Here is a 19,840-nt window from a genome sequence, read left to right as displayed (position 1 = left end):
TTACAGGGTGCGTTTAACCGAACCGTTAGGCTTTAGTTTGCTAGAGCTTATTATTGTTATCATTATCATTGCGGTATTAGTCGTGGCGGGCGCCCCGCGTCTATTGACGGGTTCGAACTATGCAAGCTACACCCAACAACAAGATATCATTGCTGAGCTTCGCCGAGTACAGCAGTTGGCGATGAATAACCGGGATCGCTGTTACCGTACGACTTTTACGGGTACGAGCTACAGAAGCCAGCATTTGGATACAAGCTGTTCAACCATCATCGTTAACGATCCAATAATAGATATCGACTCCAGCGTCCAAGTCACACTATTGCCATCTAATGCGCAAAGCTTCGATGTATATTTTGATTTCTTTGGACGCAGTAGTTTTAACTCAAGCCAAGACGGAGTGTGTCAACCATCATGCATACAAATTTCGGGTGTTGACCAATTAGCTGTTTCTGTTAGCTCAGAGGGCTACATTTATGCGCCGTAGCTCGAGGCATGCTCAGCGAAAACAACAGGCCGGCTTTACCCTAGTCGAGCTTATTCTGGGGATCATTGTGTTGGCTATCAGTTTAGTTTTTCTAGCCACAGCTATATTCCCTGAGAGTGGCCGTTCGGTTTCAAATCTGCATCGGGTTCGCGCCGCTGAACTAGCCCATTCGATTTTGAATGAAGCCTGGAACAGCCGTTATGATGAAAATAGTGGCCCCAGTGGTGGCTTACCTGCATGCAATGGCAACGATCCCCTGAGCAAAACATGTACCCCAAGTAGTTTATTTGGGCCCTGCGTTGCTAATGATTGTGGGCAAGTTAAACCGCGAGATTTCTACTCTGATGTTGATGATTATCATGGACTAAATCAAAACACCTTAATGGTTTCTAGCTCGCGAACTTACAGTGACGACTATCCAGGTTATCAAGTTGAGGTTACGGTGTATTACCCGAGTTCGTCTGGCGCTGAAGATCAAAGCCAAAAAATTATTGAAGTTGCGGTGACCACACCCGGCAACGAAGTTATTCCTTTCCACGCGATTCGGAGCAACTATTAATGAAGTCGACTAAAGGATTTACTTTAGTTGAGTTGGTGATTGTGATCGTCATCCTTGGCGTGATTGTGATAGGTGTCAGTAACTTTACTGGCTATGGCATTCAGGTTTATACCGACAATACAGCGATAGAGCGCACCTTGGCTCAAAGCCGTTTTTCAATTGAGCGCATGACTCGCGATATCCGTAGTGCAGTTCCTAATAGCATTCGCATTTCGGGTGGCGGTCGTTGTCTGGAGTTGATCCCAATGAGTAATGCCGGTAGTTATATTGAAGCACCTTTCTTTCCTACAACCGCTAATAGCATGCATGTTTTTTCGTCGAGCGTTCCACTTGTTGGTGAGTTTGTCAGTATCGGTGCTCGCAGCGATGCTGAGCTATATCTATCACAAGCTGGCGCTAGTGCACGATTTGAAGTGCTGTCTGTTGCTAATGCATCTGCTGATGTCTTCGAGCTTGAAATTGGTAGCCCTGGGGCATTTATATCTGAATCAGACCGCAACCGCTATTATATGTTTGAGCGCGCGATTACCTATTGCGTGCTCAACAATGGTGAACTAATGCTCTATCAGAATTATGCTTGGCAGAATGCTTCAACACCATCCGAGGGAGCATTGGGGCAGGGCATTTTGATGTCTGAAAACATAATTAACGTTGATGTATTTGCCGCTCGTGAGTCAAGTTTGGTCGGTGCCGCACTGGTGGTATTGCAGCCCGAATTCGAAGTGCTCGGCGAGAGTTTCCGGTATAACCATCAAGTTCAGGTAGTCAATGCGCCATAGTCATTTAGTATCTCATCAACAACGCCTACCGTCACAGCAACGGGGGAGCTCTGTGATTATTGCTGTATTTATAACCGTTGTGATGTCTTTGGTGGCAATTTCTATGTTTCGTTTTTTTCGAGCTAGCGAACATGCACTAAATATCGAGGTGCTTGGTATCCGCGCTCTGTATGCAGCTAACAGCGGAGCGGATCGTGCTTTAGCGAGTCTTTATCCAATTGATTCGTCATCTTCTAGCCCTAGCATCGAATGCGCAAGTATTGATAATAGTCAGTGGGATATCGGCTCAGATACTGGTTTAACCGGATTTCACAGCTGCGCTATTACGATTCGCTGCCAAGAGTTTACAACTAGTCTTAGCCCAGCCCTTGAATATCAAATAAATAGTACTGCTAGCTGTGGCACAGACGCTTGTAGTAGTAGTGATTCATTCAATTCTTGCTTGCGAGTACAACGAAGTATAGAGGTAGGTGCCCGTGAAGATTAGTAAGCTTATTGTTTCGATTCTGCTTTTGATCGTTGCTGGGCAGCTTCGTGCCGAGGTGAGCATTCCTGTGGATGACTTTGAGAGTTATTTCCCTGCGGTAGCTCAAGGGCATTTGGGGAACAATGCTGATTGTAACTCGAACGGCGACCATTTAATCATGCAAGGTAGTTCAACTATCGATGGTAGCGGTGGTGCAGTATTGGATTACTGTAGTAACCCCAGTTGGAGTAGCGGAACTTGTGACGATGGCTCCGGCGGCAGACAGCGCTGCGAGATCAGTGGCAACCCGATTACGGGTATTACACTTCCAGCAGTTGATCCTTTGCCAAGTATTCCTGCCTTACCAAGTAAGCCGATTAAACCGAGCGGTTCTTTCATATATTCGAGTAATAACGATCTCAGCTGCTCGGGTGGGATTTCAGCTTTTGAAGATGAATATGACACGATCACCTTAAATGATGGTTGCGTATTATATATATGGGGAACATCAGTAAAAGTTAATAACCTAGTCGTGAACGGAAGCGTTGACATAAACTTCCTCGGTTTTTTCGGGACAGATTTTAATTTGTGGGTGACTAATTTCAGTATTGGCGGTGCAAGTAACTTAAGCTTTGGTTCTATTGGCGGGTCTTCTGATTTTACTCAAATTAATGTCAATAGCTTTTCGAGCCCGTCCAGCCGATCGACAATTCAATCGCAAGACTCCAGCCTTCAATTATTTTTCCACCAGAGTGCCCAGCTGAATAATTTGGATCTTGATAGCGAGGTTGTTTTTGAAGCTTATGGGAACTCGCTAGATAATACCAATGTAAGTGGCGACGTTCATGCAAATGGTGACGTCAACGTGCGTAATAACTCGGTACTTAGCGGAAATTTGGTTTCTCAGCTTAACGCTGTGACGCTCAATCAGTCTAGTGTCGCAGGAGATCTTGCCGCGGCCGGTGTCGCCAAGCTTGAAAATTCTGCGTCGGTTGCGAAAAACGTCTGGTCGAGTGCAAGTAACGTTGATATCAGTAGTGCCTCAGTGGGCGAAAATGTGATGGCACAAAAGCAGCTAACTGTTAGTCAAAACACCAATATTGCCGGCTATAGTGTGAGTAATCAGGGGAATACCATTGTCAGTGGATCGACAATTACTGGCTCTGTATATTCAGGGAGTTATACCTCTATCGAGTTGTCTACGCTTGGGGATGGGCTGCGCGTTGTTGGTCAATTTGATATCCAAGACTCTAATATCACCGGAAACATTGTCGGAGAAGGTTCATCGGTTTTCTCATCTATGTCTGGCAATACAATTGTTACCGGCGATGTATTCAAAGGTGAAGGTAAACTAGATATTTCGGGAACTTCTGAAATTACCGGAAATGTATATGGCCATGGAGAGGTCAGTATTAGCGGGCAATCGGGTATTTATGGGCGAGTTAATAGCCAAAAGCTACGAATGAATGGGCAAGGTTTCGTATATATTGAGCCGCCGGTTCCGGAAACCATTTTCTTATGGGGAAAAGTCAGTAATCAGGCTGGTGGTGCTCAAGGTCGAGTTGATTTTGGCTCAACACTTAGCGATATTCCGGTTGTTTTCGCCATGAGCAGTATTGATCCAACTGACGCCAATAATGATGGTCCAATTGCAGTGCAAGTCTCTAATGTAAGTACGACAGGTTTTGACTATTGGGTACGTATTCCACCCGGTAGTATTACAACAGCTAAAGAAAGTGATTTTCATTGGATTGCAAGTTCGGTTGGATCCCAGGTTCAAACCATTGATGGTGTTGAGTTTTATGCCGGAACAACAACTAACAACGAGAGCTTACTAGGGCCACCGAATACAACCAATGCAACTAGCATTTATCAAAACACCGGAATTAATGCAAATGATTATCCGGTTGTCTTAACTCAAGTTCAGACGCTAAACAATCGTCAAAATCAAAATAGTGATGCATGCTGGTTTACGTCTCGTTCGGGGACCATTAATGGTAATGTTTCTACTGCCATTGATGCCTCAGAAGCCTATGACGGGGGCAATAACCCTCGTTGTCAACCGGGTAACGTTAGAACTAATAGCTTGGATTCTGAGACAGTAGCTTATTTAGCGGCGAAAGTTGGGACAGGGCAAGTTGATAAAGATAGTGTGAGTTACAAATTTCAATTCGGTCGCGGTGAAACGTTGGCTGGTGGCGGGGTTATTGACCCAAATGGTCAATGTAGTGATTCACATACCCAAACCTTTCAAACGCTACTGTTTTCTAACCCGCCTTCGATCGTCGCTTCTATCAATGGTCGACTAGGAAATAATGGCGGTTGGTTGAGACGTTGTAGTATTAGTAATACTCAATACAACCTAATGGTCGAAGAAGATCAGTATCAGAACTCTGAACGTAGTCACGTCAACGAGAATATCAGCTACTTTGCCATTGAAGATGATCCGGTGGTCAACAATATCGATCACTACCGTTTAAGTTTTAGTAGTTCGGCGCTGGCTTGCCAATCGCAAGAATTAACAGTTCGTGCTTGCATTGATGAGACTTGCAGCACTGAATACTCTGAACCGGCGAATGTTAAACTATATAAAAATAATGTTGAGTATAGCGACTTAAACTTTACCGGGAACACTGCCGAATCCTTATGGCATACCGATGGCGGCAGCGCATTACTTGACCTTAGAAACGGCAATCCAGACGCTGCAATGCGTTGTTTTGTGGATGGGGCAGAAGTTTCCGACAATAGCCAATGCTTAGTCAATTTTGAGCAAGCCGGTCTGCTGATGCAAACACCAACTCAACTTGCGTGTAAGACTTCGGGTGAACTGGAGATGTATGCTGTTCAGCAAAGCACCACAAATCCGAGGCAGTGCCTACCTTTATTACAAAATCAACAGCATGATTTATTGTTTACTTTTGACTATCAAAACCCAAGCAACGTTGTAAACCAAGCCAGTATCAGTATTAAAGATTTAAGTACTAGCGGACAAACCCTTAGTTTGTCAGGTGGCCAAACTAATACCTTGCGAGCCGTTCAATTTGATGCAACGGGAGCGGCTAAAGTATCCCTTGATTATCCTGAGGTCGGCAGTTTAAAACTCGCATTTGAACTCAGTCAAAGTGTTCCCGATAACAGCGGGCAAACGATTGAGCTTGAGGGAAGTTCACAATGGGTGAGCCAACCACAAGGGATCTACTTTAGCGGTGGAGTCGCATCATGCCTCAATACAAGCTGTAGTGTGCAAGCGAAAGCTCAGGAGAGCTTTAACTTTGCGGCTCAAGCGGTGTGTTGGGTGCAAGATAATGATAGCGATTATAGTGACAATCCAGTGGTCCAAAACTTTGAGCTAGCTAATATTGGGTTACAAGCCTATTTAGAAGCGCCTACAGTTGCCGCCGGTGATCCAAGCGATGGAACCCTTGGAGCGATCACCACTGAGAGCATCGCAATGGCGCAAGGTGCGAGTGCCAATTCTTATAGTCAAAGCTATTCAGAAGTCGGTAGCTTTAGCCTCGAACTATCCAGTGATTTGACCTATCTAAATACAACTATCGATCAATCACGTTCATCTAGTGATCATTATGGGCGTTTTACGCCTGCTTATTTGGAGCTTATAGAACAGGTCGAACCATTGTTAGCTGCCCAGTGCAGTACTGCTACAGCGTTTACCTACATGGACCAGCCTTTTAAATTTGACAATGCAGCGCTACCGACGATTCGAGTGCTTGGTTTTGGTAGCCTCGGAGGCGCAACTTCAAATTATCAAATCGGAGATTGGTGGCGTTTTGCCAATGCCCAACAGTGGGATACTAGCTATTCCCATGACAGTTTAGATACGCCAATTGAAGCAGTCGCTGGTTCAACGCAATATAGCCCAAGCTCACAAACCCAAAAGCTTGCTTGGCTTGAAGACACCGAACTTCTTTATCAACGCAGTTTTGATCCTGTCGTTCCGTTTTTCGCAGAGTTCGATTTGACCTTGGCTGCTGATAGCCTCTTTGATTTGGATAATATTTGCTATCGAGATAGTGCTTCGGCTGCGTGTCTAGATTTTGTGTTTGAAGACATAGCGAAAGATAAAAACTTTTTGATGCGCTACGGACGATTGCAAATGAATGATGTTAGCGGGTCGCCCTACCAAGAATTTGCGATGCCGGTGCGAGTTGAGTATTTCGATGGTAACGTATGGCTAATCAATGTTGATGATAGTTGCTCAACCTATACAGGTGTTGCGCTTAGTGATGTGACTGAAAGTTACGATCCAGCCTTAAGTGGTGATCAATTGGTGAGTAGGCGCTCGAATACCACTCAAATAGTAGAGGGCGAATCAGAGCTATTTTGGAGTGCTACTGGTTCAAGCGCCTACATTGGCACGGTAACAGCCCCTTTGGTGCTTGAACCTTGGTTACAATGGTTTTGGGATGGTGAGGCAACTGGTTTAATCGAACCGAAAGCAAAGGCCATTTTTGGAGCATATAGAGGCCATGATCGAGTTCTATATTGGCGTGAATTAGGCAATTAGGATGGATAAAAACCTTAGCGTAAACATTTTGATGCTCAAGCTATTGCGATCCTAGAGCAGGCCTTGCTTGCTCTATGCTGAAGGGATTGGTAAAGTTAGGCAAATTTTTCTCTTCCACTTTGAACTCTCAGGATTTAGTCCCGTATGTTAAAAAAGCTTCGTGGTGTGTTCTCAAACGATTTATCTATCGATTTGGGTACAGCGAACACTCTGATTTACGTTAAAGACCAAGGGATCGTGCTTAATGAGCCTTCCGTGGTTGCCATTCGTCAAGACCGTGCCGGTAGTCCAAAGAGTGTTGCGGCAGTTGGTCACGATGCCAAGCAGATGCTAGGTCGTACGCCGGGTAATATCACCGCGATTCGTCCAATGAAAGACGGCGTGATAGCCGACTTTTATATTACAGAGAAAATGCTGCAGCACTTTATCAAACAAGTGCATGACAACAATTTCTTGCGTCCAAGTCCTCGTGTTCTCGTGTGTGTACCTTGTGGTTCGACGCAAGTAGAGCGCCGAGCCATTCGTGAGTCTGCTCTGGGTGCTGGAGCTCGTGAAGTCTTTTTGATTGATGAACCTATGGCAGCGGCAATCGGAGCGGGTTTGCCTGTCTCTGAAGCGACCGGCTCTATGGTTGTTGATATCGGTGGCGGTACCACAGAAGTTGCCATCATCTCGCTTAATGGTGTGGTTTATTCTTCATCGGTTCGTATTGGTGGTGATAAATTCGATGAAGCGATTATCAGCTACGTACGTCGTAACTATGCCAGCCTAATTGGAGAAGCTACAGCTGAACGTATTAAACATGTGATTGGTTCTGCTTATCCTGGCGATGAAGTTCGCGAAATTGAAGTACGTGGACGTAACTTGGCCGAAGGTGTACCAAGAAGCTTTACCTTGAACAGCAACGAAATATTAGAAGCGCTTCAAGAACCTCTATCGGGTATTGTTAGTGCTGTAATGACTGCACTTGAACAAAGTCCTCCCGAGTTGGCTTCAGATATCTCAGAGCGTGGTATGGTTCTTACTGGTGGTGGTGCCCTCGTGCGAGATTTAGATCGTTTGCTTATGGAAGAAACTGGTATTCCAGTTGTAGTGGCAGATGATCCTTTGACCTGTGTTGCTCGAGGTGGCGGTAAAGCCCTAGAGATGATCGATCTACATGGCGGCGATTTGTTCCACTACGAGTAAGCTTTATCGCTTTACGGATTTCCCGTTTATCCAAAAATATTGCAGGGACTCGTGTGTAAGCCACATGAAGACCTGCAATTTTGTTTTAAGGCAACTTGAAAACAGATGAAACCCATTTTTGGTCAAGGACCTTCACTTGAACTCAGGCTACTTGTCGCGGTCATATTGTCGTTTGTACTAGTCGTTGTCGATTCAAGTTTTAGCTCGTTCAACCAATGGCGAATGTATTTACAAGCAGCGGTTAGTCCTCTGCAATACATTGCCAATGCCCCTAATCAAGCCTTCGATGAAATGTCGACCAATCTTAAATCTCGATCCGCGCTGTTGCAGGAAAATCAAAATTTAAGCCAACAGATCATGCAGCTTAAAACTGACCAACTGCTGCTAGAAAACCTCGGACGTGAAAACGACAGACTACGAGCACTACTCGGATCGCCTTTGCGAAATGACAGCCGAAAAGTTGTGGCCGAAGTTATGGCTGTTGATTCTGAGCCGTTTTCCTTTCAAGTGGTTATTGATAAAGGCAGTGCCGATGGTGTTTATGAAGGCCAATCAGTTATCGACGAGAATGGTGTTGTAGGACAAGTTTACCGAGTTGGGGCTACCAACAGTAATGTGCTACTCATTAACGATACCAGTCATGGCATACCGGTACGCGTGGCCCGTAACGATATTCGTGCTATTGCCGTTGGGAGTGGCGATCTCGATCGATTAGTTCTACCCAATTTACCACGTAGCACTGATATACAGGTTGGAGATGTGCTAGTGACTTCGGGCTTAGGAGGACGTTTCCCGGAAGGGTACCCGGTTGCTGAGGTGAGTCGATTTGACTATCTAGAAGGGCGTCCTTACGCCGAAATCGAAGCCAAACCTTATGTGAAATTGGATCGTTTACGCTATCTATTATTGCTGTGGCCTGAGTCACAAAGCCGCAAATAGGACTCATCATGTTAGCCATTTTATTTACCATATGCGTTGCACTCGTACTTACTATTATCCCAGTCCCAATTGTGCTTGAGAGCTTTCGTCCGGACTGGGTTCTTTTATGCTTAACCTATTGGGTGACAGCATTACCGCGCCGAGCCAACGTCGGGGTTGCATTCATCTGTGGCTTATTACTTGACGTACTATTAGGTTCAACGCTTGGGGTTCGGGCATTAGCCCTTTCCATCGTGGCTTACTTAATTGCCAATAACTATACTCGAGTGCGCAATTATTCAGTCTGGCAACAAGCGCTTATTATCGGTGTCCTGTGTGGTTTAAACCGACTTATTGTGTTTTGGGCTGAGCATGTAGTACATGATGTTAGGCTCAACAGTGGCTACTTTATCCCCATTGTAAGTTCGATTTTTGTGTGGCCATGGGTATTTTTAATCCTGCGACGGATTCGCCGTACTTGGGATATCAAATAGTGGGCTCAGACATCGATTTAATTCTGGCTTCTTCATCACCTAGGCGCCAAGAGCTGTTAGCTCAGTTAGGGTATCGCTTTAGCGTAATCGCTGCTGATATTGACGAAAGTCCATTAGCGCAAGAGCCACCGGTCCAACATGTACAACGATTAGCCAAGCAAAAAGCGCAGAGCGTGTTTTTGAGAAGTGATCAACAGTTAGCGGTTCTGGCTTCTGATACCATCGTTGTTCTTGAAAATGAAATATTTGGTAAACCGACTGATTTTAGTGATAGCCAACGTATGTTACGCCAACTATCAGAGACCGAACATCGGGTGATGACCGCAATTTCGATTCATAACAGCGAATATCAAATCACCAAACTGGTCACAACTAGAGTTACGTTTACCAAAATCTCTGATGCCATGATCCAAGACTATTGGAATACAGGTGAACCGCAAGACAAAGCAGGTAGCTATGCGATTCAAGGAATCGGTGGCAGATTTGTACGGCGTATTGCCGGTAGTTACAGTGCCGTTGTTGGTTTGCCCCTTGTCGAAACCGCCGGCTTATTAGAATCGATAACCTTGAGAGCTTAATATGTCTGCAGAGCTGTTAATTAATACCACACCCGCCGAAACTCGGGTGGCACTTGTAGAGAATGGGATCTTACAAGAGTTTCATATTGAACGTGGGGCAAAACGCGGCATTGTAGGTAATATCTACAAAGGCAAAGTTTCCCGGGTCTTACCGGGCATGCAAGCGGCATTTGTCGACATCGGTCTAGACAAAGCAGCATTTCTACATGCTGCGGATATCGTTCCGCATACTGAATGCGTCGACACCGATGCCAAAGAAAAATTCCAAGCGCGGGATATAACAGGGCTGGTTCATCAAGGTCAAGACATTGTTGTACAAGTCGTCAAAGACCCTTTAGGAACTAAAGGTGCGCGGCTAACCACTGACATCACTTTGCCTTCGCGCTACTTAGTCTTTATGCCCGGTAGCAGCCATGTAGGGGTGTCGCAGAGAATAGAATCTGAAGAAGAACGAGAACGTCTTAAAACGATATGTAGTGCTTATGTTGATGAACTCGGAGGGTTAATCATTCGTACTGCAGCTGAGGGTGTTGGTGAAACTGAATTGGCTCAAGATGCGTTGTTCTTAAAACGAGTATGGCGCAAAGTATTAGAGCGGCGAGACCATCGGCCGTCAAAAACCATGCTCTACGAAGACTTAAGTCTGGCACTACGAACTATTCGCGACTTTGTTGGTACCGAGCTTGAGCGAGTGAGGGTCGACTCTAAAGAAACCTATGAGAACTTGGTTCAATTTAGTGGCGAGTACGTCCCTGAGTTTTCTCAATTGTTAGAGCTTTACACCGGTGAACGCCCTATATTCGACTTGTTTGATATTGAGAACGAAATAAAGCGAGCGCTTAATCGTCGTGTCGACCTTAAGTCAGGCGGTTATCTAATTATTGATCAAACCGAAGCCATGACCACTGTAGATATTAATACCGGTGGTTTTGTTGGGCATCGAAATTTAGACGATACAATTTTCAACACCAATATTGAAGCGACCCTTGCGATAGCCCGTCACCTGCGGCTGCGCAATCTAGGCGGTATTATTATTGTTGATTTCATTGATATGAACTCGGCCGACCATAGGCGTCGAGTACTCGCAAGCTTTGAACAAGCGTTAATATCTGATCGGGCCAAAACCAAAGTCAATGGATTTTCGGCCTTAGGCTTGGTCGAGATGACACGTAAACGTACACGTGAATCCTTGGAACATACTTTGTGTGTCGAATGTCCAACTTGCCTTGGTCGTGGTACGGTTAAAACGGTTGAGACCGTTTGCTATGAAATCCTGCGTGAAGTATTGCGTGTTAATCGCGCCTACGACGCTGATAACTTTGTTGTCTATGCCGCCCCGCAAGTAGCAGAAGCCTTAATTGGTGAAGAATCACACAGTTTGGCAGAGCTTGAAGTTTTTATGGGAAAACAAGTCAAAGTTCAAACCGAATTGCTCTACAATCAAGAGCAATTTGATGTAGTACTTATGTGAGCTTATGACGGAAAAGCTATGGCGATTTGGCCGACACAGTTGGTTTTGGCTAGCAATTTTGCTGGCCATTTTCGCTCTATTACTTAGCTTTTTACGCTTAGGTTTATATTTTTCCAATGATTTCAGGCAGGGTATTAATACTTACCTCAATGATAATACTGAACTTAACGTCGATATCGGTGGATTAGACGCTAAATTTTACAATTTTAGACCGGTATTGGTGCTTCGCGATACCAAACTAAAGTTTGATGAAACAAGTGAAAATAGCATTGAGATTGGTGCTGTGCTTATCGAATTGGACTTATGGCAAAGCATCGATCAAGGTAAGTTGCAGATCAAAGACCTCATATTGGATAATTTGAGTCTTGATTTTGACCCTCGCTATCTTAACTCAGGTGTTGGTCGCGCCGAAGAAGGGACTAACACATCTTCAATCACTTCCCTTTTCCTTAATCAATTACAAAGCTTTACCCTCAATAACGCCCAGTTAAACATCACCACACCAGCTCATGACTTTACCGTATTAGTTCCTCAGTTGTTTTGGAAGAATTCTGGATTTAATCACCAGGGGCAGGGCAGCCTACAGTTGTTTGGTCAAGGTCATGAAGGCGAGTTGCAGCTCAGTGTAGACCTAGAAAGTGACCCTAATGACGGTCGTATTACCGGACAATGGTATATCAATGGGGACAACTTAAACGTAGCGTCATTACTTGGGGATAAACCCGAGTTGGTGGAACGCCAGCTTAGTAGTGGTTTAAATTTTTCACTTTGGGGCAGCCTTGGAGCAGGGCAAAACGCAAGTGTGCAAATGCAGTGGCAACCAAGCCGTATCAGCTGGCAGGATCACCAAAGCATTGAGCATCAACTGAAAATTGACAGCGCGTATATGCAGGCTTTAGCTACTAGTGATAGGCAATGGCGAGTCGATAGTGATGATTTCAAACTGCATCATAGCTCTCAACACAACGTAGATGCTCAAAGTCAGGAACTAAAACTGCAGGGTGTTTTTGAGTCCGATCGGGCCAAACTGTTGCTTGAGCAATTAGATGTCGATTTCTTTGCGCCGCTTATCGATCTCTTTGATCCCAGTGATACAGACTGGAACAGTTATATACAGGCCGGGCATCTACAGCAGATTGAGTTGGATTTTAACACCGAGCAAGAAGGCTTGTCCTATGCCTTAGTGCTTGATGATTTCTATACAAGTGAGCATTCAGTATTACCGATGTTTCAAGGACTTGAACTGGAATTGAAGGGAAATAGCAGCGGAATTGAGCTCAAAACACAGCTGCCAGAAGGGAAGCTTCGATTAGGTAACTTTTTCCAAGACCCTTGGCAGCTCAATTCAGCCAGTGCACATCTTAGTTTAGAATTCTCGCAGCAACCGCAATTGTTTGTTCATCAATTTGCTTTGGACACTGAAGAACTCAATCTAGAAGGCAGTGCTCGCTTATTGTGGCAAGCGGGACAAAGCCTGCCGCATATGAGTCTTGTCGCTAATTTGGATTTAGACGATGCAAGCCGAGTATCGCTTTACTATCCGCGGGTAATGCCGAGTGGTGTCCATGAATACCTGTCGGCAGCAATTGAATCCGGTAACGCTGAATCGGCTCAAGTATTGTGGTATGGCGATTTAGGCCAGTTTCCATATGCCGAGAACAACGGCATGTTTCAGGCAATGCTACCGCTTCGAAATGCTCAGTTTCGTTTCGACCCCAATTGGGATGCTCTAACCCAACTAGATCTAGATTTGCTATTCCAAAATGACGGCTTATTTATGCGCAGCGATTCAGCGCGTCTTGGACAAGCAAAAGCCCAAAGTGTTTTGGCGACTATCGACCCGCTAACCGGGGAGACCCCCTTATTAATTGAAGCTAAAGTTACGGGTGAAAGCCATAAAGTGAGCGATTACTTACTTGAATCTCCAATCAAGGGACTCGTAAGTGGGTTGCGGCAGTTACGTCTTAAAGACGGTCGTGTTGATGGTCAATTGTCTTTGCAGATCCCGCTTAATGGCAAGGATGTAGCTTCGGCTAGTGGAGATGTTCAATTTAAAGATGTTGAGATTCATATCGCTGCATTAGGACATCACATCTCAGGTGCTAATGGCGCCCTACATTTCGAAAACGAATCAATTGAAGGCAAAGAATTTCGAGGCTCGTGGAAACAACTGCCTTTGGACTTTTCGTTTACTAGTGCACCACAAGCCACAAGCAATCAGACCCAAATTCAGCTTGGAGGTCGTTGGCCAGTTGCGCTGTTTTCAGAGGCAATTACGGTTGACTTAGATCCCTATGTGAAGGGTGATTTTAATTGGAAGGGTCAAGTAGATATTGATTTACCTAGCAGTGGAGACTTCACCTACAGTGCTAATTTTAATAGTGACTTGGTCGGTGTTCAAAGCTTGTTTCCAAAACCATTGGAAAAAAGTCGTGGTCAAAAATGGCCGAGTGTACTCAAGGTTTCGGGTTCAGAAAAAGGTAGCCAAGTTTTCTGGCAAAGCCCAAATCACGTGCAACTCGACGCCAGCCTACGTCACCAAGAAAAGTTACAAGTTCAATCGATACACTTGCAACTCGGTGGCGTCAAATCAGTACGCAAGGATTCAGGTTTAGCGATTGACATTAACTATCCCAGCTTAAGTTTACAGCCTTGGTTGGACCTGGCTTTCAACTCCGTAAAGCACAAATCGTCAACGAGAACAGTAAATTCTAGTTCGACACTACAGTGGCCAAACTTGGTATATTTGCGTACCGAAATCGATAAATTAGACTGGAATCAGCAATTTATCGACGACCTAAGTATCGAATACTTACCAAGATCATCGACGCCATTACGCTTACAATCCAAGCAAGTGACACTAAGCGCTAAGATCCCAAAACTGATTAGCATTCAAAATCCTATTCAAATTGATATTGAGAAAGCGCTATTAGCACAAATGCAAATTGCTAAACCAGATGAAAATGAAAGTTTATTGGAGAGTCAGAATCGTCGCATGCCAGTGGAGCAAGTTCGTCGTTTGAGAGAGAATATGGTGCCTTGGCGTTTGAATTGTAAACGTTGTGAAATTGGTCGCTATAATCTCGGACAGGTAGCTATCAATGTACCGGTCAAAAAAGGTGTAATTGAGCATGCAACGCTCGATATCAACCAGGCTCAGAATAAACTAAATTTGGATTTCGATTGGTATAGCCGCTCCTCTAAAAAAGAATTTACTCGAATGCGAGTTGACTATAACAGCCAATCCTTGGAGTCCTTCATCAACAACTTAGGCATAGAAAGTCCAATTCTAGATACGCCAGCCACGCTAGTTGCAAACCTTAGTTGGAATGACGCCCCCTTCCAACCCTTGCTATCTTCGCTGAGCGGTTATGCAAAGTTTAATGGTGAACAGGGTACATTTACTGAAGTCGATGACAAAGGAACCCGTTGGCTAGCTATTGCTAGTCTGGAAAGTGTAAGGCGTCGGCTTAAGCTTGATTTTACCGACGTGTTTGATAAAGGCCTGCACTATGATTCCATCAGTGCGTCAATTCAGGCTAAAAATGGTTTAGTACAAAACGATGATTTTTATTTAAATGGCGGAGCCGGAAACCTACGAGGGCAGGGAAGTTTGAACTTTCAAAGTGGTTTGATTGATTATCGAGTGAGTTTTTCTCCAAATCTAACGACCAGTGTTGCCGTAGTTACCGCTTTCGTTGCAACTCCGATTACGGGCGTTGCTGTCTACGCACTTTCAAAACTATTTGAACCGGTGGTCGATGTCGTTACCCGTGTTGATTTCCAACTCAGTGGTAATATCGAACAACCGGAACTTATTGAATCGCAACGAGTGCAAGAACCTATGAAAATGCCGAACGATATGTGGGAAGCCGTTAAGGGAAGTGCTCAATAGTACCGAAGGATTATAGCTATGCAATTGCACGCGATACAAATGAACTCCCAAGATGATCTCGACGCGAATCTTGAACAAGCACGGTTGCTAATAGAGGGCTTAAGTTGTCGAGCTGGCGACCTTATCTTGTTGCCTGAAAACTTTGCATTAATGGCGCAGCGAGAAGCTTACCTTGGGATTGCAGAAGCGCGGGGTCAGGGTCCTGTTCAGCGTGTTTTAGCACAATGGGCTAAAGAGTCGCAAAGCTATTTGATAGCCGGTAGTTTTCCGATTTTATGCTCGGATCCTCAACGATGCTATACGACATCTTTAGCCTTTGATCCGCAAGGTCAATTGCTCGAATCATACGACAAACTGCATTTGTTCGATGTTGATGTAGCTGATGGCGTTGGTCGGTATCGTGAGTCTGATAGTTTTAAGGCTGGCTCGCGTTTGGCTTGTTTTGATACTAAAAAAGCTCGCGTAGGTCTAAGTATTTGCTTTGATCTGCGATTTAGCGCGTTATATCAGCTGTTGCGAAAACAGGGCTGTGATATCGTTACCATCCCCGCGGCGTTTACCGCAGCAACCGGTTCTGCGCACTGGCAACAACTGATACAAGCCAGGGCGATTGAAAACCAATGCTATGTAGTGGCAGCTAATCAATGTGGTCAGCACGGAGAAAAACGCCAGACTTGGGGGCATTCGATGATCGTCGATCCTTGGGGAACGATTGTCGCCAGTTGCGAGCAAGACATCGCAACGATTAGCGTACCTGTTGATTTCGACCTTATAGATCAAGTGCGGCGTAACATGCCTTTAGCTGTTAGTGAGCACTTGCAAATTTCTTGGAAATAGAAGACTAAACATGGCATTTGAAAACCTCAAACAATCTGTTCTTGTATCTGCCAAAATTGGAGAGTCAGGGCTCAAACAAGCGCTCAGTATTCTTCAGAAAAAAGATGTGGATTATTCAGATTTATACTTTCAGAAAAGTCGCCATGAGTCGTGGGTCTTAGAGGACGGGATTGTCCGCGAAGGTAATTATAATGTAGAACAAGGTGTCGGTGTTCGCGCCGTTAGTGGTGAACAAAGTGGTTTTGCCTATTGCGACAGCATCGAAATGGATTCGCTATTACAAATCTGTGAAGCTGCTTCAGGTATTAGCCGAATTGGTGGTAAAGGCCAAGTGGCCGACTTTACGCCTCAAAAGCATCCGGCATTTTATAGCCATGTCGATCCGCTAAATAGTATTCCTCGACCACAAAAAATAGATCTGCTAAAACGAGCCGACGCATACGCGCGCAGCTTAGAGCCGAGTATTACGCAAGTAACGGTTAGCCTTAGCGGTGTATTTGAAGAAGTGCTAGTGGCCGCAAGTGATGGAACTTTAGCTAACGACGTTCGGCCACTGGTTCGTTTTAGTTGTTCAGTGCTTGCCGAGCGCAATGGACGCCGTGAGCGCGGCTCTTCTGGTGGTGGTGGACGTCACGATTACAATGTATTTTTTGAAGAACAAAATGGTTTAGAGCTGGCAATGAATTTTGTTAAAGAGGCCGTTCGACAAGCCATGGTAAATCTCGAAGCGGTAGATGCTCCTGCCGGTTTAATGCCAGTGGTACTTGGTAGCGGTTGGCCAGGCGTGCTTTTACATGAAGCTGTTGGACACGGACTCGAAGGTGATTTTAACCGCAAAGGCTCATCCGCTTTTTCTGGAAAAATGGGTAAACGAGTTGCGTCTTCGTTATGTACTATCGTTGATGATGGCACCCTTCAAAATAGACGTGGCTCATTGAGCATTGATGATGAAGGTACAGCGGGTCAATATAATGTACTCATTGAAAACGGTATTTTATGCGGCTACATGCAGGACAAAATGAATGCGCGCTTAATGGGGACTAAAGCGACGGGTAATGGCCGACGAGAATCATATGCTCATTTACCTATGCCGCGTATGACCAATACCTATATGTTAGCAGGCGAGAGCGAACACGAGGAAATCATTGCCTCGGTTAAAAAAGGTATTTATGCGCCTAACTTTGGCGGCGGCCAAGTGGACATTACATCTGGTAAATTTGTATTTTCGGCATCGGAAGCCTATTTAATCGAAGATGGCAAAGTAACTGCTCCGATTAAAGGCGCAACATTGATTGGAAATGGCCCTGAAGCGATGCAGCAAGTCTCTATGGTTGGTAACGATTTAAATCTCGATATGGGCGTTGGGATTTGTGGCAAAGACGGTCAAAGCGTACCGGTAGGTGTGGGACAGCCGACTTTAAAGCTTGACCAATTGACCGTCGGCGGTACGGTTTAGCTCGCACGACTTTCAATAAAAAAGCGGCACTACAAATGTAGAGCCGCTTTTTTTGTTCCAAAACGATTACTATTTTAGAATAGACCGGCTTCCAATAGTTCTTTTTTCAAAAACTTAGTCAATTCCACTATCGTCTTCTCTTCGCCATTCTTCTTAGTGTTGCGCGTTATTTGGCGGATCCGTTGGCGCTCTAATTTAGGATAATCGGCTAATAGCTGCTCGACTGCTGCATCCCCTTCTTGGATGACTTTTGCACTCAAAAGTTCAAGTTCTTCTAGCTTGCGCTTGTGTAAAAAAGGCGCATCTTTGACTAATCTTAACGCTAATTCTATGCCTTCTAGATCCTCATGGAACATCAGTTTGGCCATATAGTTTAAGTGGCGACGCAATGCTTCATGCTTACCTTGCAAGCGACGACCTAAGGCAACCGCTTCAAACATTTCCGCACTTAAGGGCACGGTTTCTACTTGCTTGACTTTCAAGGCTATCAGACTGATAGCGATCTCACGCTTTAACTGCGACTCGCGTTTCATCTCCGATTTACTGACCCAGATGATCTCGTCTTCTGGTTCGTCAAATGGCTTTTCTGACATGGGGGCTTCTCAATAACTGTAATCGCGCAATGATATCACTAAAGCGGATTGATGTTTAATGATTCAAAGGCGCATTATTGCTTGCTAGGTCACGCTCTTAGTCGTGTAAAACTGGGCCCTGCTTTTCGTGGCTGTGGTATGATCCAAAAATCACGAATTAACGAACGTATCCATGAAGCCCGAACAACAAGTCAAAGACGAATTAAGCTCGCTAAGTGAAGCTGTAGAATTTGTTCTCAAACGCGCCAAAGAAAAAGGTGCGGATCAATGTGAAGTTTCCGTCTCTCGTCAAACTGGCGTGTCTATTTCAACCCGCGACCAACAAGTTGAAACTTTAGAGTTCAACCGCGATGGCGCGATGGGAATCGCTCTTTACAAAGATAGCTGTAAGGGTAGCGTTTCCACCTCTGACTTAAGTCAGAGTGCGATTGAACAGGCCTTAGATGCTGCTTTGGATATTTCGCGGTATACCTCACAAGACCCTGATGCGGGAATTGGCGATGCGGATTTAATGGCGAAAGAGGTTAGAGATTTAGATCTGTTTCACCCACAAGATCTTAAACCGGCACGTTTTATTGAATTAGCTTGCGAGCTAGAAGCTAAAGCAACCAGCTATTCTGGAATCAAAGCTAGCGATGGTGCCAGCCTTAATAGCCACTATGGTGCTAAAGTCTATGGTAATTCCCATGGCTTTATCGGTGGTTACCCAACCAGTCGCCATAGTATGAGCTGCATGTTGATTGCTGGTGAAGAAGAAATGCAGCGCGACTACGCGTATAGCGTAGCTAGAGATTTTAACGATCTTCAGTCGATCGCAAGCATTGCAGATGAAGCGGCACAAAAGACTTTAAGTCGCTTAAATAGTCGAAAAATCGATACATGTGTCGTTCCTGTCGTATTTGACCGGGAAGTTGCCAGTGGATTATTTGGGCATTTTGTCGGGGCGATTAGCGGTAGCAATTTATACCGTCGTTCGTCGTTTCTCTTAGACAGCATGGGTCAAAGTATTTTCCCCGACTGGTTGTCAATTTCAGAAGATCCATTTGTTCTCAAAGGTCTTGGTAGCACCCCTTTTGATAGCGAAGGCATCCGCACTCAAAAACAAAACATAGTGACTAGTGGCGAACTGCAAAGCTATTTGTTGACTACCTATAGTGCACGTAAATTGGGAATGAAAAGCACAGGGCATGCTGGCGGTATCCATAATTGGTATGTGCATGGTATGAGCGAGACGCGTCAGGCTTTGCTCGATAAAATGGGAACAGGGCTTTTGGTGACTGAACTCATGGGGCAAGGGGTTAATATTGTTACTGGAGATTATTCACGTGGCGCCGCCGGATTTTGGGTTGAAAATGGAAAAATCATGTATCCGGTACATGAAATCACCATTGCCGGAAACCTCAAGGAGATGTATAAAAACATCGTCGCTATTGCCGATGATCCTGATCCTTGTAGTTCAATCCAATCGGGTTCGGTATTAATTGAATCGATGAAGATTGCGGGCAGTTAGCTAATTCAGCATAATTAAGCGCCAAGATTGGCGCTTTTGATATAACTTTGCAGTTCTTTACACCATAACCTCAGTACTTTTCAATAT

15 protein-coding genes are annotated in these 19,840 nt (G+C 44.9%); 14 read left to right on the top strand and 1 reads right to left on the bottom strand.

Annotated features, from left to right (window positions below):
• Nucleotides 1-7 precede the first annotated feature (7 nt).
• From DBZ36_RS01580 to tldD, 13 genes are all read left to right on the top strand, one after another.
• Nucleotides 8-484 carry a prepilin-type N-terminal cleavage/methylation domain-containing protein gene (locus tag DBZ36_RS01580; RefSeq protein ID WP_120353174.1) on the top strand — a complete coding sequence of 159 codons (477 nt, stop codon included), beginning with the start codon at nt 8-10 and terminating at the stop codon, nt 482-484.
• Nucleotides 474-1,043: a type IV pilus modification PilV family protein gene (locus tag DBZ36_RS01575; RefSeq protein ID WP_120353173.1), complete on the top strand. Its 570-nt coding sequence runs from the start codon at nt 474-476 to the stop codon at nt 1,041-1,043. The genes DBZ36_RS01580 and DBZ36_RS01575 overlap by 11 nt, the downstream gene beginning before the upstream one ends.
• Nucleotides 1,043-1,822 (top strand): prepilin-type N-terminal cleavage/methylation domain-containing protein, encoded by a 780-nt coding sequence (locus DBZ36_RS01570; RefSeq protein ID WP_120353172.1) that lies wholly within the window; start codon nt 1,043-1,045, stop codon nt 1,820-1,822. Before DBZ36_RS01575 ends, DBZ36_RS01570 begins: the two co-directional genes overlap by 1 nt.
• Complete coding sequence (locus DBZ36_RS01565) at nt 1,812-2,309, top strand: MSHA biogenesis protein MshP (RefSeq protein WP_120353171.1); 498 nt, start codon at nt 1,812-1,814, stop codon at nt 2,307-2,309. Before DBZ36_RS01570 ends, DBZ36_RS01565 begins: the two co-directional genes overlap by 11 nt.
• Entirely contained in the window at nt 2,299-6,813 is a 4,515-nt protein-coding gene (locus DBZ36_RS01560; RefSeq protein ID WP_120353170.1) for a DUF6701 domain-containing protein, read from the top strand. Before DBZ36_RS01565 ends, DBZ36_RS01560 begins: the two co-directional genes overlap by 11 nt.
• Before the next feature lie 144 nt (nt 6,814-6,957).
• Complete coding sequence (locus tag DBZ36_RS01555; protein ID WP_120353169.1) at nt 6,958-8,001, top strand: rod shape-determining protein; 1,044 nt, start codon at nt 6,958-6,960, stop codon at nt 7,999-8,001.
• A 105-nt stretch (nt 8,002-8,106) separates the two neighbouring features.
• Nucleotides 8,107-8,940 (top strand): rod shape-determining protein MreC, encoded by an 834-nt coding sequence (mreC, locus tag DBZ36_RS01550; protein WP_120353168.1) that lies wholly within the window; start codon nt 8,107-8,109, stop codon nt 8,938-8,940.
• An 8-nt stretch (nt 8,941-8,948) separates the two neighbouring features.
• On the top strand, nt 8,949-9,413 hold the full coding sequence (mreD, locus tag DBZ36_RS01545; protein ID WP_120353167.1) for a rod shape-determining protein MreD: 465 nt from the start codon (nt 8,949-8,951) through the stop codon (nt 9,411-9,413).
• Nucleotides 9,413-9,991 (top strand): Maf family protein, encoded by a 579-nt coding sequence (locus DBZ36_RS01540; RefSeq protein ID WP_407641476.1) that lies wholly within the window; start codon nt 9,413-9,415, stop codon nt 9,989-9,991. Before mreD ends, DBZ36_RS01540 begins: the two co-directional genes overlap by 1 nt.
• A gap of 1 nt (nt 9,992) precedes the next feature.
• Complete coding sequence (gene rng / locus DBZ36_RS01535) at nt 9,993-11,462, top strand: ribonuclease G (RefSeq protein ID WP_120353165.1); 1,470 nt, start codon at nt 9,993-9,995, stop codon at nt 11,460-11,462.
• Between the two features lie 4 nt (nt 11,463-11,466).
• Nucleotides 11,467-15,357, top strand: coding sequence for a YhdP family protein (locus DBZ36_RS01530; RefSeq protein ID WP_120353164.1), 3,891 nt, complete (start codon nt 11,467-11,469; stop codon nt 15,355-15,357).
• Between the two features lie 18 nt (nt 15,358-15,375).
• Nucleotides 15,376-16,194: a carbon-nitrogen hydrolase family protein gene (locus tag DBZ36_RS01525; RefSeq protein WP_233558074.1), complete on the top strand. Its 819-nt coding sequence runs from the start codon at nt 15,376-15,378 to the stop codon at nt 16,192-16,194.
• Nucleotides 16,195-16,204: 10 nt separating this feature from the next.
• Nucleotides 16,205-17,650, top strand: coding sequence for a metalloprotease TldD (gene tldD, locus DBZ36_RS01520; protein WP_120353163.1), 1,446 nt, complete (start codon nt 16,205-16,207; stop codon nt 17,648-17,650).
• Nucleotides 17,651-17,724: 74 nt separating this feature from the next.
• Here the strand turns inward: tldD and yjgA are convergent, their stop codons facing one another.
• Nucleotides 17,725-18,243, bottom strand: coding sequence for a ribosome biogenesis factor YjgA (yjgA, locus tag DBZ36_RS01515; RefSeq protein ID WP_120353162.1), 519 nt, complete (start codon nt 18,241-18,243; stop codon nt 17,725-17,727).
• 172 nt (nt 18,244-18,415) lie between these two features.
• Between yjgA and pmbA the strand changes: the two genes are divergently transcribed.
• Nucleotides 18,416-19,753: a metalloprotease PmbA gene (gene pmbA / locus DBZ36_RS01510; protein ID WP_120353161.1), complete on the top strand. Its 1,338-nt coding sequence runs from the start codon at nt 18,416-18,418 to the stop codon at nt 19,751-19,753.
• The last annotated feature ends 87 nt before the right edge of the window (nt 19,754-19,840 follow it).

This window comes from Alginatibacterium sediminis (assembly GCF_003610775.1).
GTDB classification, from domain to species: domain Bacteria; phylum Pseudomonadota; class Gammaproteobacteria; order Enterobacterales; family Celerinatantimonadaceae; genus Alginatibacterium; species Alginatibacterium sediminis.
Note: the sequence above shows the minus strand (reverse complement) of the source record. Positions and strands in the feature narration are given on the sequence as shown.

Bases quoted from the DNA above. Each gene is read 5' to 3' on its own strand.
- DBZ36_RS01575 (WP_120353173.1), top strand. From the start codon at position 474: ATGCGCCGTAGCTCGAGGCATGCTCAGCGAAAACAACAGGCCGGCTTT.
- DBZ36_RS01570 (WP_120353172.1), top strand. From the start codon at position 1,043: ATGAAGTCGACTAAAGGATTTACTTTAGTTGAGTTGGTGATTGTGATC.
- DBZ36_RS01565 (WP_120353171.1), top strand. From the start codon at position 1,812: ATGCGCCATAGTCATTTAGTATCTCATCAACAACGCCTACCGTCACAG.
- DBZ36_RS01555 (WP_120353169.1), top strand. From the start codon at position 6,958: ATGTTAAAAAAGCTTCGTGGTGTGTTCTCAAACGATTTATCTATCGAT.
- mreC (WP_120353168.1), top strand. From the start codon at position 8,107: ATGAAACCCATTTTTGGTCAAGGACCTTCACTTGAACTCAGGCTACTT.
- mreD (WP_120353167.1), top strand. From the start codon at position 8,949: ATGTTAGCCATTTTATTTACCATATGCGTTGCACTCGTACTTACTATT.
- rng (WP_120353165.1), top strand. From the start codon at position 9,993: ATGTCTGCAGAGCTGTTAATTAATACCACACCCGCCGAAACTCGGGTG.
- DBZ36_RS01530 (WP_120353164.1), top strand. From the start codon at position 11,467: ATGACGGAAAAGCTATGGCGATTTGGCCGACACAGTTGGTTTTGGCTA.
- DBZ36_RS01525 (WP_233558074.1), top strand. From the start codon at position 15,376: ATGCAATTGCACGCGATACAAATGAACTCCCAAGATGATCTCGACGCG.
- tldD (WP_120353163.1), top strand. From the start codon at position 16,205: ATGGCATTTGAAAACCTCAAACAATCTGTTCTTGTATCTGCCAAAATT.
- yjgA (WP_120353162.1), bottom strand. From the start codon at position 18,243: ATGTCAGAAAAGCCATTTGACGAACCAGAAGACGAGATCATCTGGGTC.
- pmbA (WP_120353161.1), top strand. From the start codon at position 18,416: ATGAAGCCCGAACAACAAGTCAAAGACGAATTAAGCTCGCTAAGTGAA.